Below are 14,780 nucleotides of genomic sequence, written 5' to 3' on the forward strand. Positions count from 1 at the left end.
ATGAGGTCTCCCACCCTGTGAGGGGGTAAGGCTCCCGGTAGACGACCGGGTTGATAGGCCGGAGGTGGAAGCGCGGTAACGTGTGGAGCTGACCGGTACTAATAGGCCGAGGACTTGACCACAAAGCTAATGCTTTGGTGCGTGCTGCGCTCTGTTACTCTTCGCCGGGTCCAGAGCTGCGCCGCATCGAAGATCTTGCTCGCGTCCACTAGGCAATTCTGAGACAGCAAGCAGTGCTTGTGTGTTTCGGAGGGTTACGGCGGTTATGGCGGGAAGGAAACACCCGGTTACATTCCGAACCCGGAAGTTAAGCTTCCCAGCGCCGATGGTACTGCACTCGGGAGGGTGTGGGAGAGTAGGTCACCGCCGGACAATCTTTTGAGAAGGGGTTCATGCGGGCCTGGCTGATGCCGGGTTCGTGTGGGCCCCTTTTCGCATGCCCGGGGTCAGCTCGCGCATGTCTGAGGCGCGATTCTCCGCATGGGGCTGTCGGGTGACGACTGCCCACGGGAGGCGTCGTCCCCTGGCCAGGAGCCGTCACGCACCGCCCCATCCGCTCGGCACGTCGCCGGGTTCAGCCAGGCCCTTTTCAGCACGACACCAGCGCCGTCGATTCATCAGGCCCGACTTCAACAGGCCCGTGGCGTGAGGGGCAGGCATGCGAAGCCCGGAAGGCGGCCCAGGGGGATGGCCAGGAGGGCCAGAGGGGGACGGGCGCAGGAGGAGAATGGCGCCAGCCCGGGCAAGGGATGGCGACCCGAAGCAGGACGGTGGTCCCAAGAGCGGCGGTGACCCAGAGAAGGGGCGGAGTGGCTCGGGGGAGTGGCGGGACAGAAAGGCCGGTCAGAAGAGCCGGTTCGGTGGCCCAGGTGGAGGGGGCGGAGGGGCGGTTGCCCGGGGAGGGCGGCACAGGGAAACCGGGAGCGGTGGCTCGGGGGAGGGCGGCATAGGAAAGCCGGAGGCGGTGTGCCCGCCCCCGGCTGGAACGCTCTGCGGCCTTACTTACTTACTTCGGCATGATCAGCAGGGCGTCGCCGACGCCGCGCTCCACCCCGTCCGACGGGCGGTTGACGACCTTGTCGCCCACCACCATGGTGGTCGAGCCGCCGCCGTCCAGGTTGACGGCCTCCCGGGCGCCGAGCCAGCGCATGAAGCGGGCCGCCTCGATGAAGTTGGCCCCCACCGTGATCCCCGGCTGGCGGCCGTCGATGACGGCCACGATGAGGCTGCCGTTGCGGGTCGTGCCGAGCAGCGTGCGCGGGTGCCTGCGCAGGATCATGTTGATCGAGTCGTGGCCGTTGAGCTTGGCGGTGATCCGGGTCTTACCGTTGCGGACCAGGCCGACGCTGCCGGCGATGACGTTCACGTCGGGCGTGAGCTTGATGGCCGAGCGCTTGCGCAGGTCCACGACCTTGGTGTCGATCTTCAGGGTCGTGCCCTCGGTGGCGTGCGCGGACAGCCACTCGGTGGCCACGCCGGTGCCGTGCAGCACGCGCGTGCCGCGCGCCACCTCGGCGCCCGGAGCGCGCACGCCGACGACCTTGCCGGTGGCGTCGATCACCACGTCGGCGCCGTCGTCGGCCGGGGTCTTGGCGCCGAACTCCTCGGTGTACATGACCAGCTCGTCCGTGCCGGCCGCGCGGTTGACGCCGTTGACCGGGGACTTGGAGCCGTCCTGCGCGATGGCCGTCACCGTGGTGCTGATCTCGGTGATGCGGGCCGTGCGGCCCTTGAGGACGACGGCGGAGCGGCCGGGCACCGCCTCGCTGAGCAGCTTGCCCGCCACCACCGACGCGCCGACCGGCTCGCCCTGGAGGTTCTTGACGGTGTGGATGTTGAAGAAGCCGCCGTTGACGGCCGCGAGGGCGTGGGCGGACTTCGCCATGGCGGAGACCTTGTCGCGGGCGGCGACGCTGGTGCCGAGGGACGACGCGTACGAGCCGCGGAAGGTCCGCGCGTCGATCATCATGACCTTGACGTTCCAGGGGCCGGTCGTCTCCAGGCCGTCGTCGCCGGTGTAGTCCACCCGGGACTTCAGGCCGGCGTCCTTGAGCTTGGACACCATCTCCTCGGCCTTCTTCTTCTCCTCAAGCTTCCAGTCGCCCACCCGCACCATGTAGACGGTCTGCGAGGGGGCGTCGGCCACGGCCGGCCGGACGACCTCCAGCAGGGTCGCGGTCTCGCCTGCGGCCTCCACCTGAGCCAGAACCGATTCGGCGGTCTGCCGCATGCCGTAGTCACGGCCGCTGGGCATCAGGACGGAAACCGTGTAGCTGTTGCTGGAACTGCCGGCCTGCACGTCGTACAGGTCGACGCCCTGGGCCACACTGGTCAGCTTCCTCGTCGGCGCCCCTGACGTCCCCAGGGGGAACTTGGCGGACGGGAACTTGACCGATGCCTGGTCCGCGGCGGCGACGGGCACGGTGGTGACCGTGAGGGCGGCGGCCAGGGACAGGCCGGCGGCGAGGGTACGTCGAGACATGACAACTCCAGAGGGCGGGCAGTGAACCGCACCATCCTGGCGTGATCATGGTCGGCGGGTGAGCGAAACACGCGAATCGGTCGCAGAGGTTACGAGATTGACATCGCAGTCTGGACAGGGCTTGCCGTACGACTTGTGGTCGTCACGGAACGTGGGGGCATTCGGGACGTGGTTCGTCGACAAGGGCCGCGCGTCAGCGGGAGTCGCGGCGGAAGGACTCCAGGGCCAGCAGGGCGACGTGGAGCGACAGGCACGACTCGACGTCGTCGAGGTCCGTGTCGAGGATGCGTTCGAGGCGCCGGAGCCGGTCGTAGAAGGCGGGCCGAGACAGGTGCGCCTTCTGGGCGGCCACCGCCTTGTTGCGCCCGGCGTCGAGGTAGATGCGCAGGATCCTGGTGAGGTCGCCGCCGCGCTGGGCGTCGTGGGCGAGCAGCGGCCCGAGCTCCCGCTCGGCGAACGTCTGCAGCCGCGCGTCGTCGCGCAGCAGGTGCAGCAGGCCCCGCAGCCGCAGGTCGGGCAGCCGGTAGAAGGGCCTGCCGTCGGGTTGTCGCACGGCCACGTCGGCCACCTGCTCGGCTTCGAGGAAGCTGCGGCGCACGTCGCGGATGGAGTCGACCACGGAGCCGGCCGCGAGGACGAACGGGGCGCCGCTCTTCCACAGGACGCGCAGGCGCTCGGACAGGGCGGTCAGCGCCGGTTCGGCCTGGGTGCGCGGCGGCAGCGGCAGCAGGACGCCGACGCGGTCCTGGTCGAGCGCGCCGACGAGGGCCGGCAGGCGGGCGTCGCGGCAGGCCGCGGCGGTCGCCTCGGCCAGCTCGCCGAGCTGCGCCTGCCCGTCGAGGGCCTGCTCGACGGGCTCGGTGGGCCGGATGACCACGCTGACGAGCTTGCGGCCGGTGAGGGGGACGCCGACGGCGCGGGCGCGGGCGGCGGCCTCGTCGGGGTCGGCGTAGGCGTGGGTGAGGATGCCGGTGATGATCGTGCCGTGGGCCTGGCGTTCGAGCGACTCCTGGTGGCGTTCGAGCAGGCGGCCGAGGGCGAGGGTGGTGGCGGCGCGCTCGGCGAGGACCAGGTCGCGGGGCGAGGGCGGCGCGTCGCACAGCAGGATCAGCCGGCCCCAGTCCTGGCCGCGGGCGCCGACGGTGGTGACCAGCCAGCCGGAGGCCGGGTCGTACGCGGTGCGCTCGGGCGGCGCGACGGCCCGCGAGCGGGTCTCCCACCCGGCGAGCAGGCTGCCGGTGTCGCGGGCCGCGGACTCGCAGGCCAGCACCTGGTGGGCGAGGTTCTCCAGCAGCACCGGCCGCCCGGACAGCCGCGCCACCTGGGCGAGCACCTCGGCGGGCGAGGCGCCCTCGACCGACAGCTCGGTGAACACCTCGTGCAGCTGCTCGGAGGCCCGCAGCTCCTCGAGCTGGATGTCGATGATCCGGGCGTGCACCGACTCGGTGATCTGCACGAACGGCGTCTCGCGGGTCAGCACGACGAGTGGCAGCCCGTGCTCCTCGGCGGCCTTGACGACGGCGGGCGGCAGCTCGCCGACGAACCGGCGGCCCAGCTCCACGATGAGTCCGGCGACGCCGACGGACGCCAGCTCCCCGATGTAGTCGGCGAGCTGCTCGGGGTCGCGCGGTAGCGCGACGCCGGTGGTGAGCACCAGCTCGCCGCCGCGCAGCAGGGGGGCGATGTCGGCGATCTCGCCGACGTGGACCCACCGCACCTTGCTGCCCAGCCGGTCCGCGCCCGCGACTACGCGCGGTCCGCCCCGGCGAACCGTCTCCAAGGCGAGCACATCGGCAATGGTGGGCAGCACGGACAGAGCCTATCCGATCAGCTTGTAAGATCGGCAATGCTCCCATTTACATGATGGATTTACACATCGGCAGCCGCTCATCGGTTCAGCTCCTCCTCCGTGAACTCCCGGCCGGGCGGGCGCTCGCGCAGCTCGACCCGGCGGATCTTGCCGGAGATCGTCTTCGGCAGCTCGCCGAACTCCAGCCGCCGCACCCGCTGGTACGGCGCGAGCCCGCGCCGGCAGTGCTCGAAGATGGACCGCGCGGTGTCCTCGCCGGGCTCGAAGCCGGGTGCGAGCGTCACGTACGCCTTGGGCACGGCCAGGCGCAGCGGGTCGGGGGCGGGCACCACGGCGGCCTCGGTGACGGCCGGGTGCTCCAGCAGCACGCTCTCCAGCTCGAACGGCGAGATGCGGTAGTCCGACGCCTTGAACACGTCGTCCGTGCGCCCCACGTACGTGATGTAGCCGTCGGCGTCGCGGGTGGCCACGTCACCGGTGTGGTAGAAGCCGTCGGCCGCGGCGGCGGAGGCGCCCGCGTAGCCCGTCATCAGCCCGGCGGGCCGGGCCCCGTCGAGCGGCAGGCAGATCTCCCCGTCGTCGCCCGGCCGCCCGGTGACGGGGTCGAGCAGCGTGATCTCGTAGCCGGGCAGCGGCCGGCCCATCGACCCCGGTCTGACCGGCTCTCCCGGCACGTTGCCGATCTGGGCGGTGGTCTCGGTCTGGCCGTAGCCGTCGCGGATGGTGAGCCCCCACGCCTTGGCGACCTGGTCGATGATCTCCGGGTTGAGCGGCTCGCCGGCGGCGACGGCGGTGCGCAGCGGCAGCCGCCAGGCGGACAGGTCCTCCTGGATGAGCATGCGCCACACGGTCGGCGGCGCGCAGAACGTGGTGACGGCCTCGTCGCGCAGCACCTCCAGCAGCCCGGTGGCGGAGAAGCGCCGGTAGTCGTGGACGAGCACGGTCGCGCCCGCGTTCCACGGCGCGAAGACGCTGCTCCACGCGTGCTTGGCCCAGCCGGGTGACGACACGTTGAGATGCACGTCGCCGGGCCGCAGCCCGATCCAGTACATCGTGGACAGGTGTCCCGCGGGATAGGACAGGTGGGAGTGCTCGACCAGCTTCGGCTGGGAGGTCGTGCCGGAGGTGAAGTAGAGCAGCATGGGGTCGCCGGACAGGGTGGGCGCCTCGGGGGTGAAGCGGGCGTCCGCCTCGCGGCTGTCGTGGTAGGGCAGCCAGCCGTACGCGTCGCCCACGGCGATCCTGGTGAACGGCCCGGCGGCGAACTTGCCGGCGTCGGAGGCGTTGGCGACGACGTGCGCGACGCCGGCCCGCTCGACGCGCTCGGCGACGTCCTTGGCAGTCAGCAGGGTCGTGGCCGGGATGACGACGGCGCCGAGCTTCATGGCGGCGAGCAGGCTCTCCCACAGCTCGACCTGGTTGCCGAGCATGAGCAGGATCCGGTCGCCGCGGCGCACGCCCTGCTCGTGCAGCCAGTGGGCGACCTGGGCGGATCGGGCCGACAGCTCGGCGAAGGTCAGCGACACCGGGCGGTCCCCGCCGACGATGCGCAGCGCCGGCGCGCCGGGTGTCTCGGCGGCGAGCACCCCGTCGAACCAGTCGAGCGCCCAGTTGAAGCGCTCCGGCCGGGGCCAGCGGAACTCCCTGCGCGCGGTCGCGTAGTCGGCCTCCAGCAGGAGGTCGCGGGCCGCGCGGAAGCCGCTCACGTCGTGGTGCTGCTCGTCATCTCCCATACCCTCAATCTGCTACGAGCGCAGCCGGGCCTCAAGGCCGTCGAGCACCGTGGTGAGACCGAACGCGAAACTCGTCTCCCGCAGCGTGTCGGTGTCGGAGACCTTGTCGTTGATCTCGGTGAGGCGCTCCAGCAGGTCGGGGAAGTCGCGGGCGACGTGCCGGAACGTCTCCTTCATGGACTCCTGGTCGAGCTCCTCGCCGCCCATGGACGACTGCCAGGCGATCTCGGGGATGACCGTGCCGAACACGTACGCGGTGAGGGCGGCGTTGGCGTAGTCGATGTCCAGGCCCTCGAAGCCGGCCAGCGCGAAGGCCTTGCGCAGCCGGTCGGACATCGACAGCGCGTTGGGGCCGAGGGCGGGCAGGCGGCCGATGAGGGAGCCGACCCAGGGGTGGAACAGCATGACCCGGCGCATGCTGTGGGCGAAGGTCGTGATGGTGTCGCGCCAGCCGAGCTCCTCGGGGACGGGCAGGGCGATCTGGCCCCAGACGTGGTCGTAGGCCAGCTCCAGCAGCTCGTCCTTGTTCTCGACGTACCAGTAGATGGTGGTGGCGCCGGAGCCCAGCCGCGCGCCGAGCTTGCGCATGCTGAGGCCGTCGAGCCCCTCGGCGTCGAGCAGCTCCAGCGTCGCGCGGACGATCTCCTCGCGGCTGCGGCCGGGGGTCCGGGCGGGCCGCGGCTCGCGGGTCCAGACGGAGGAGATCTGCTTGCTCATTGCCCCAGCATAAAACCTCTCGCACAGTGTGCGAGATTGGTCGTACAGTGTGCGAGTGATTTCGAACGACGTACCAGAACCCTCGAACGACGTGCGAGACCCGCGGCGGTGGTGGACGCTCGTCGTCCTGTGTCTGTCGGTGCTGGTGCTGGGCGTGGACGGGACGGTGCTCAACCTGGCCATCCCGTCGCTGATCCGCACCCTGGGCGCGAGCCCCGGCGACATCCAGTGGATCCTCGACGCCTACGTGCTGGCCTTCGCCGGGTTGCTGCTGACCGCGGGCAGCCTGTCCGACCGCTACGGCCGGCGCAGATTCCTGATCATCGGTCTGGCCTTCTTCGGCGGCGCGTCGCTGCTGGCCGTGCTGGCCTCGGAGCCGTGGCAGCTCATCGGCGCGCGGGCGCTCATGGGGGTCGGCGGTTCGATCCTCATGCCCTCCACGCTGTCCATCCTGATGACGGTCTTCGACGAGGCCGAGCGGCGCAAGGCGATGGCCGCCTGGAGCGCCGTCGCCATGGTGAGCGTGATCGCGGGCCCCACGCTGGGCGGCTTCCTGCTCGACCACTACTGGTGGGGATCGGTCTTCCTGCTGAACGTGCCGATCGCCGGGCTGGCCATCGTGGCCGCGTTCGTGCTCATGCCGGAGACCCGCAGCTCCGGGCGCCGGATCGACCCGGTGGGCGTGGTCCTGTCCGTCGTCGGGCTGACCGCCGCCGTCTACGTCATCATCGAGCGCGAGTGGAACGTGGGCGGCATCGCGACCGCCGTGGTGGCCCTCGGCGCGTTCGTGGTGTGGGAGGTGCGGTCCGCGCATCCGATGCTGCCGCTGGAGCTGTTCCGCAACCGCAACTTCAGCGGGGCGTCCTTCTCCATCCTGCTGATGTCCTTCGGCGCGGGCGCGGTGATGCTCATGCTGACGCAGTACCTGCAGTTCGTGCTCGGCTACGGGCCGATGAAGGCGGGCCTCGCGCTGCTGCCGTACGCGGTGGCCGCGGCGCTGTTCAACGGCCTCGGCGCGGCGCTCGGCCAGCGGGTGAGCAACCGCGTGCTCGTCGGCGCGGGGCTGCTCGTCATGGCCGGCGGGTTCGCGGTGCTGGCCACGACCACCGGCTACCTGCCGGTGCTGACCGGGCTGATGGTCATGGGCGTCGGCGGCGGCCTGGCCGGCCCGGCGGCCTACGCCTCGCTCATGGGGGCGATCCCCGTGGAGCACGCCGGGGTCGGCTCGGCCCTGAACGACACCGTCCAGCAGGTCGGCCTGGCCATGAGCATCGCGATCCTCGGCAGCGTGCTGGCGGGGGTGTTCACCTCGGCCATGCCCGCGGGCGTGCCGGCCGCGGCCAAGGAGTCGATCGGCGACGCGATCCGCCTGGGCTTCGCCGAGCCCGCCAAGGCCGCGTTCACCGACGCCGTGCACCTCGGGGCGTGGGTGGGCGGCGGGTTCTGCGTGGCCGCCGCGCTGCTCGCGCTGGCGGTGCTCCGGCCGCCCGCCCCGGCCGCCGCTCCCGAGCCCGAGCCCGAGCGGGTGTGAGCCCGGCGGCTCATCGGACGCTGTTTCATCGAACACGGGGCTCGCGCATGCTCTCCAGGCTGTCGAGCTTGTGGGTGCGCTCGTCGTGGCCGATCTGCCGCAGCAGGTCGGCCACCGAGCGGTGGCGGCCGTACTCGGCGGCGTAGGTGCCGGGGTCCGGGACGAGGTCGAGCGCGGGGTTCTCGGCCACGAACGTCATGTACTCGTGCTCGGCGTGGTCCTCGAACTCGGCGTTGAGCCGGTAGCTCCAGTCGGGCCGGACCAGGAACAGCATCCAGGACACGTGGTAGTAGAAGAACGAGATGGCCCACGGCGCGGCCCGGTGCAGCAGCCACGTCTGCCGCTCGCCGTTGCGCTGCACGAGGTCCTGCATGATCAGCAGGTGCCACTGCTCGTTGTCCTGGTCGGCGCGGGCCTCCACGATCCGCTCGAACACCCTCCTGGCCAGCGCCGAGCGCGCCGCGTGGCGGTGGACCGCCCAGTAGCCCATGCGCTCCCACGCCTGGTACGGCACGCGGGCGATGGTCTCCAGCATGGCGAACTTGGTGAACGAGCCCTGCTTGCCGTACAGGAGGTCCACGGGCTTGAACATCATCCGCGCCAGCAGGCTGTAGGCCATGCGCGGGGTGGCGAGCGTGTCGCGCTCGGCCTGGCGGAGCAGGTCGCGGCTGAGCTTGGGCGGGCCGGAGGGCAGCTCGGGGCGCGTCCCGGGGGCGATGGCGGGCTCGAAGGTGATGGTCATGGCCGGTGTCTCCTCGGGTCGTCCTCGTGATGACCCGATCGTGGCCGAGCGGGCCCCGTCCGGTCGTCGGCCGCGGGAGGTCTTTCCCCGTGCCTCCGGCGGCGTACCGCGGGCGCGGCCCGTACGCCCGCAGGCGCACGGGACATCCCCTAGGGGACGGACGGCGGGACCGCGGAGGGCGGACGGCAGGAAGTCTTGATGTCATGACATAAACTGGCGAGAAGTCCAGAGGTCGCCCCGACAGCCTGTAAGGCGATTCGGCGGCCCGCCGACAGGTTGCCGGTGGGAGGAATGATGTCAGAACGGGATACTCGTAGCATGTCGGAGCTTCTCGCGCGCCACCGGGCCGTCATGCCCAACTGGCTGGCCCTCAACTACACCGAGCCCATCGAGATCGTCAGCGGCAAGGGCAACCGCGTCGTCGACGCGGACGGCAAGAGCTACCTCGACTTCTTCGCCGGCATCCTGACGAACATGATCGGCTACGACGTCCCCGAGGTGCGCGAGGCCGTCGAGCGCCAGCTCGCCACGGGCGTCGTCCACACGAGCACGGTCTACCTCCTGCGCGGCCAGATCGAGCTGGCCGAGAAGATCGCCCGCCTGTCCGGCATCCCGGACGCGAAGGTCTTCTTCACCAACTCCGGCACCGAGGCCAACGAGACCGCCCTGCTGCTGGCCACCTACGCCCGCAAGAGCGACCAGGTGCTGGCCATGCGGCAGAGCTACCACGGGCGCAGCTTCGGCGCGATCAGCGTCACCTCCAACCGCTCCTGGAAGAACAACTCGCTCTCCCCGCTCAACGCGCACTTCCTGCACGGCGCCGACCGGCACCTCGCCCAGTTCCGCGGCCTGTCCGACGCCGAGTACATCAAGGTGTGCGTCGACGACCTGCGCCACGTGCTCGCCACCACGGTCGCCGGCGACGTCGCCGCGCTGATCGCCGAGCCCATCCAGGGCGTGGGCGGCTTCACCATGGCCCCCGACGGCCTGTTCGCCGCCTACAAGGAGGTCCTGGACGAGCAGGGCATCCTGTTCATCTCCGACGAGGTGCAGACCGGCTGGGGCCGCACCGGCAGCGCGTTCTTCGGCATCCAGAACCACGGCGTGACGCCCGACATGATGACCTTCGCCAAGGGCCTCGGCAACGGGTTCGCCGTCGGCGGCGTCGTCGCCCGCGGCGACCTCATGGACGCGCTGCCCGCGGTGGGCCTGGCCACGTTCGGCGGCAACCCCATCTCCATGGCCGCCGCCAACGCCACCCTCGACTACGTCCTCGACCACGACCTGCAGGCCAACGCCGCCCGCACCGGCGCGCTCATCACGGACGGCCTGCGCGAGGCCGCCCAGCGGCTGCGCATCGTCAAGGACGTGCGCGGCAAGGGCCTGATGTTCGCCGTCGAGCTGGAGACGCCCGCCCAGGCGGCGCGCTTCATGGAGGAGACCAAGCGGGCCGGCCTGCTGGCCGGCAAGGGCGGCCTGTACGGCACGGCCATCCGCATGGCCCCGCCCCTCACCCTCACGATGGACGAGGCCGCCGAGGGGCTCGGCATCATCGTCCACGCACTGGAAGTCATCGACGCGGAGGCAGTGGCGCAGTGAAGGGCGCAGTGAAGTCTGTCAGGCACTGGATCGGCGGAGCGCTCACCGGCGGCGACGGCCGTACCGGTGAGGTCTTCGACCCGGCGACCGGCGAGGTGAGCGGCCACGTGGCGCTCGCCTCGGTGGAGGAGGTGGACGCGGCGGTGGCCGCCGCGGTCGCGGCGTTCCCCGCCTGGCGGGACGCGTCGCTGACCAAGCGGGCGCAGGTGCTGTTCCGCTTCCGCGAGCTCATGGTCGCCCACCGCGACGAGCTGGCCGCGCTGATCTCCGCCGAGCACGGCAAGGTGCACTCCGACGCCCTCGGCGAGGTGGCGCGCGGGCTGGAGGTCGTCGAGTTCGCCTGCGGCATCCCGCACCTGCTCAAGGGCGGCTTCTCCGAGGGCGTCTCGACGCGGGTCGACTCCTACTCGATCCGCCAGCCGCTCGGCGTCGTGGCCGGTATCACGCCGTTCAACTTCCCGGCCATGGTGCCGATGTGGATGTTCCCGATCGCGATCGCCTGCGGCAACGCGTTCGTGCTCAAGCCGTCCGAGAGGGACCCGTCGGCGTCCCTGCTCATGGCGCGGCTGTGGCAGGAGGCGGGGCTGCCCGACGGCGTGTTCAACGTCGTGCAGGGCGACAAGACCGCGGTGGACCGGCTGCTGGAGCACCCCGACGTGCGGGCCGTCTCGTTCGTCGGCTCCACCCCCATCGCCCGCTACGTCTACGAGACCGGCACGGCGCACGGCAAGCGGGTCCAGGCGCTCGGCGGCGCCAAGAACCACATGCTCGTGCTCCCGGACGCCGACCTCGACCTGGTCGCCGACTCGGCCGTGTCGGCGGGCTTCGGCTCGGCCGGCGAGCGGTGCATGGCCATCTCGGTCGTGCTGGCCGTGGACCCCGTCGGCGACGAGCTGGTCGAGAAGATCAAGGAGCGGGTCGCCAAGCTGGTGGTCGGCCCCGGCGACGACCCGAAGGCCGAGATGGGGCCGCTGGTCACCCGCGCGCACCGCGACAAGGTCGCCTCCTATCTGGACCTGGGCGTCGAGGAGGGCGCCAAGCTGGTCGTGGACGGCCGCGAGAGCGAACTGCTCGGCGGCGGCAAGGCGTCGGAGGCGCCCGGGTTCTGGCTCGGCCCGACCGTGCTCGACCACGTGCCCGCGGGCTCGCGGGTCCACACCGAGGAGATCTTCGGGCCGGTGCTGTCGATCGTGCGCGTCCCCTCGTACGAGGAGGGGGTGCGGGTCATCAACGACGGCGAGTACGGCAACGGCACGGCCGTCTTCACCAACGACGGCGGCGCCGCCCGGCGCTTCCAGAACGAGGTGGAGGTCGGCATGATCGGGATCAACGTGCCGATCCCGGTGCCGATGGCGTTCTACAGCTTCGGCGGCTGGAAGGCGTCGTTGTTCGGCGACACGCACGTCCACGGCAGCGAGGGCGTCCACTTCTACACGCGCGGCAAGGTCGTCACCTCCCGCTGGCTCGACCCGTCCCACGGCGGTGTCAACCTGGGCTTCCCCACCAACGGGTAGGCCCCCGGGTCCCCACCGGGGAGGGACACGCGTCTCTCCCCGGCCCCCGCCCCGGTAAGCTCCAGGTCACGAGATCGAGACCGCGGACCTGGGTCGTACCGGACGAGCCGCGGGGCAGGAGGTCGCCCTCAAGGGGACCGCGGACAAGGGGGACCAGTGGATCGCCGCACACCCGCTCTGGCGCTCGCCGTGGCGGTCCTGGCCGCGAGCCTGGGCGCGGCGGGCCCGTCAGCGGGCGCGGCGGCGGCGCCGGCCGCGGACGCCCCGCGGGCGGCGCTCCCCGTCCCGCTGGGCACGCCGTCGCCCGCCGTGAGCGTGAAGCCGCGCAAGTCGGTCTCCCCGCCGGGCCCGGCGCAGAGCGACGGCACGCTGCAGATCCTCACCTACCGCGGCTACGCCGACTACTCCGGCACCACCTCCGACTTCGAGCGGACCACCGGCTGCCGCATCGCCCGCTACGACACCGTGCAGACCGCCGACCAGATGGCCGCCAGTGTCCGGGGGCGCCCCTACGACGTGATCTCCGCCGGGCCCGTCCTGGCCGCCGACCTCATCGCCGCCAAGCAGGTCCAGGCCATCGACCCGGCCAAGGTGCCCGACTACGACCACCTGACCAAGCGCTTCCGCGACATGACGGTCCGCTCGGGCAAGGTCTACGGCGTGCCCTACCTGTGGGGCTCCCACGAGTTCCTGTACGACTCCGCGCGTGTCAAGGGCGAGCCGACCCTGAAGGACGTCTTCGGCAGCGGCCACGTCGTGCTGCGCGACAGCCCGCTGACCATCGCCGACGCCGCGCTCGCCGACGGGGTCGAGGGCGACCCGTTCGAGCTGGGCAAGCACGAGCTCGACAGCGCCGTTGACCTGCTGGAGGAGCAGCCCGGCCGCACGTACTGGACCGAGCCGCTCGACCTGGTCAAGGGCTTCGCCACCGGCTCGCTCGACTACGCCCAGGCCACCCCGTACTACCGCCTGCTGCTCCAGCAGGCCGGCAAGCCGGTCAAGGCGGTCGAGGCCCCGCGCTCGACCGGCTGGGTCGACTCGTGGATGCTCGGCGCCGGCGTGCCCAACACCGAGTGCGCCTACCGCTGGCTGGCCTACACCGCCTCCGCCGCGGTGCAGCGCAAGGCCGTCGCCTGGCTGGGGCTGGCGCCGGCCAACCCGGAGGCGTGCGTCAAGGCCACCCAGCGGGTCTGCGACGCGTACGGCGTCGAGGACCCGGAGCGGATCGGGCGGATCGCCTTCGCCACCCGCCCGCCCGACGGCTGCAAGCCCAAGGACGGCTGTCCCGCGTACATCGCGTGGGCCGAGCGGTGGCGCGCGCTGGTCAAGTGAGCTCCGCCGCAGGTGGAGGCATGCACCCGACCACCCTCAATTTAGACTGAATGACCAGTCAGTCTCGACTGAATGACCAGTCAGTGAGTAGGGTGCTCGGTATGAGAATCCTTCTGGTCGGCGCCGGCGGGGTCGGCTCCGCTGTGGTGCCCATCGCCGCTCGCCGAGATTTCTTCGAACACATCGTGGTCGCCGACTCCCAACAGAGCCGGGCGGCACGTGCCGTCGCCGGTGTGGACGACCCCCGCTTCAGCGCGATCACCCTCGACGCCTCCGACCGCGCCCAGGTCGAGGCCGCCCTGCGTGAGCACAGGTGCGACGTGCTCTTCAACGCCGTCGATCCCCGGTTCACGATGCCGCTGTTCGAGGCGGCGCTCGCGGCGGGGGCGCACTACCTCGACATGGCCATGTCGCTGTCGCGGCCGCACCCCAGCGAGCCGTACCGGATGCCGGGGGTCAAGCTCGGCGACCGGCAGTTCGCGCTCGACGGCGCGTGGCGGGACGCCGACCGGCTGGCGCTCGTCGGCATGGGCGTCGAGCCCGGCCTCGCCGACGTGTTCGCCCGCTACGCCGCCGACCACCTGTTCTCCAGCATCGAGGAGATCGGTGTGCGCGACGGCTCCAACCTGGTCGTCGACGGCTACGACTTCGCGCCGACGTTCTCCATCTGGACCACGATCGAGGAGTGCCTGAACCCGCCCGTCGTGTGGGAGGACGGGCGCTGGCACACCACGGAGCCGTTCAGCGAGCCCGAGGTGTTCGACTTCCCGGCCGGCATCGGGCCGGTGGAGTGCGTGAACGTCGAGCACGAGGAGGTCCTGCTCGTGCCCCGCTGGATCCCGGCCCGCAGGGTGACCTTCAAGTACGGGCTCGGCGAGGAGTTCATCGGCGTGCTCAAGACGCTGCGCAAGCTCGGGCTCGACAGCGCCGAGAAGGTGCGCGTCGGCGGCGCCGAGGTGGCGCCGCGCGACCTGGTGGCCGCCCGCCTGCCCGACCCGGCGACGCTCGGCGAGCGCATGCACGGCAAGACGTGCGCCGGCACCTGGGTCAAGGGCCTCGGCAAGGACGGCGTGCCGCGCGAGGTGTACCTGTACCACGTGGTGGACAACGAGTGGTCGATGCGGGAGTACGGTTCGCAGGCGGTCGTCTGGCAGACCGCGGTGCACCCCGTCGTGGCGCTGGAGCTGGTGGCGCGCGGCGTCTGGAAGGGTACGGGCGTGCTCGGGCCCGAGGCCTTCGACGCGGTGCCGTTCCTCGACCTGCTGCACGAGTACGGCTCGCCGTGGGAGATGCGCGAGGAGCGCCAGGCCGCCGCCTGAC

At 71.4% G+C, this 14,780-nt stretch carries 10 protein-coding genes and 2 rRNA genes; 7 read left to right on the top strand and 5 right to left on the bottom strand.

The window, feature by feature from the left end:
* Both HTZ77_RS43845 and rrf read left to right on the top strand, forming a co-directional pair.
* A 23S ribosomal RNA gene (locus HTZ77_RS43845) occupies positions 1–122 on the top strand; the annotation flags it as partial.
* Positions 123–255: 133 nt separating this feature from the next.
* Positions 256–372, top strand: a 5S ribosomal RNA gene (gene rrf / locus HTZ77_RS43850).
* 634 nt (positions 373–1,006) lie between these two features.
* Here the strand turns inward: rrf and HTZ77_RS43855 are convergent.
* From HTZ77_RS43855 to HTZ77_RS43870, 4 genes are all read right to left on the bottom strand, one after another.
* Positions 1,007–2,482 (bottom strand): phosphodiester glycosidase family protein, encoded by a 1,476-nt coding sequence (locus tag HTZ77_RS43855; protein ID WP_175595728.1) that lies wholly within the window; start codon positions 2,480–2,482, stop codon positions 1,007–1,009.
* A 193-nt stretch (positions 2,483–2,675) separates the two neighbouring features.
* Positions 2,676–4,292, bottom strand: a complete 1,617-nt coding sequence (locus tag HTZ77_RS43860; RefSeq protein ID WP_175595729.1) for a PucR family transcriptional regulator — start codon at positions 4,290–4,292, stop codon at positions 2,676–2,678.
* Between the two features lie 77 nt (positions 4,293–4,369).
* On the bottom strand, positions 4,370–6,025 hold the full coding sequence (locus HTZ77_RS43865) for an AMP-binding protein (RefSeq protein WP_175595730.1): 1,656 nt from the start codon (positions 6,023–6,025) through the stop codon (positions 4,370–4,372).
* Between the two features lie 12 nt (positions 6,026–6,037).
* Positions 6,038–6,742 carry a TetR/AcrR family transcriptional regulator gene (locus HTZ77_RS43870; RefSeq protein WP_175595731.1) on the bottom strand — a complete coding sequence of 235 codons (705 nt, stop codon included), beginning with the start codon at positions 6,740–6,742 and terminating at the stop codon, positions 6,038–6,040.
* A 91-nt stretch (positions 6,743–6,833) separates the two neighbouring features.
* Between HTZ77_RS43870 and HTZ77_RS43875 the strand changes: the two genes are divergently transcribed.
* Complete coding sequence (locus tag HTZ77_RS43875; RefSeq protein WP_328809117.1) at positions 6,834–8,273, top strand: MFS transporter; 1,440 nt, start codon at positions 6,834–6,836, stop codon at positions 8,271–8,273.
* 25 nt (positions 8,274–8,298) lie between these two features.
* On the opposite strand, the gene HTZ77_RS43880 is transcribed toward HTZ77_RS43875, so the two are convergent.
* Complete coding sequence (locus HTZ77_RS43880; protein ID WP_175595732.1) at positions 8,299–9,015, bottom strand: alternative oxidase; 717 nt, start codon at positions 9,013–9,015, stop codon at positions 8,299–8,301.
* 318 nt (positions 9,016–9,333) lie between these two features.
* On the opposite strand from HTZ77_RS43880, the gene HTZ77_RS43885 reads away from it, so the two are divergent.
* The 4 genes from HTZ77_RS43885 to HTZ77_RS43900 all read left to right on the top strand — a co-directional run bounded on the left by HTZ77_RS43885 (position 9,334) and on the right by HTZ77_RS43900 (position 14,779).
* Positions 9,334–10,614 carry an aspartate aminotransferase family protein gene (locus HTZ77_RS43885; RefSeq protein ID WP_175595733.1) on the top strand — a complete coding sequence of 427 codons (1,281 nt, stop codon included), beginning with the start codon at positions 9,334–9,336 and terminating at the stop codon, positions 10,612–10,614.
* Positions 10,615–10,622: 8 nt separating this feature from the next.
* Positions 10,623–12,128 (top strand): CoA-acylating methylmalonate-semialdehyde dehydrogenase, encoded by a 1,506-nt coding sequence (locus HTZ77_RS43890; protein ID WP_175595734.1) that lies wholly within the window; start codon positions 10,623–10,625, stop codon positions 12,126–12,128.
* A gap of 156 nt (positions 12,129–12,284) precedes the next feature.
* Entirely contained in the window at positions 12,285–13,460 is a 1,176-nt protein-coding gene (locus HTZ77_RS43895) for an extracellular solute-binding protein (protein WP_175595735.1), read from the top strand.
* Between the two features lie 101 nt (positions 13,461–13,561).
* Positions 13,562–14,779 (top strand): saccharopine dehydrogenase family protein, encoded by a 1,218-nt coding sequence (locus tag HTZ77_RS43900; RefSeq protein ID WP_175595736.1) that lies wholly within the window; start codon positions 13,562–13,564, stop codon positions 14,777–14,779.
* Position 14,780 lies beyond the last annotated feature (1 nt).

It is taken from the genome of Nonomuraea montanisoli (genome assembly GCF_013363975.1).
GTDB classification, from domain to species: domain Bacteria; phylum Actinomycetota; class Actinomycetes; order Streptosporangiales; family Streptosporangiaceae; genus Nonomuraea; species Nonomuraea montanisoli.

Coding starts and splice junctions, on each gene's coding strand:
- HTZ77_RS43855 (WP_175595728.1), bottom strand. CDS start 2,482: ATGTCTCGACGTACCCTCGCCGCCGGCCTGTCCCTGGCCGCCGCCCTC.
- HTZ77_RS43865 (WP_175595730.1), bottom strand. CDS start 6,025: ATGGGAGATGACGAGCAGCACCACGACGTGAGCGGCTTCCGCGCGGCC.
- HTZ77_RS43870 (WP_175595731.1), bottom strand. CDS start 6,742: ATGAGCAAGCAGATCTCCTCCGTCTGGACCCGCGAGCCGCGGCCCGCC.
- HTZ77_RS43880 (WP_175595732.1), bottom strand. CDS start 9,015: ATGACCATCACCTTCGAGCCCGCCATCGCCCCCGGGACGCGCCCCGAG.
- HTZ77_RS43885 (WP_175595733.1), top strand. CDS start 9,334: ATGTCGGAGCTTCTCGCGCGCCACCGGGCCGTCATGCCCAACTGGCTG.
- HTZ77_RS43900 (WP_175595736.1), top strand. CDS start 13,562: ATGAGAATCCTTCTGGTCGGCGCCGGCGGGGTCGGCTCCGCTGTGGTG.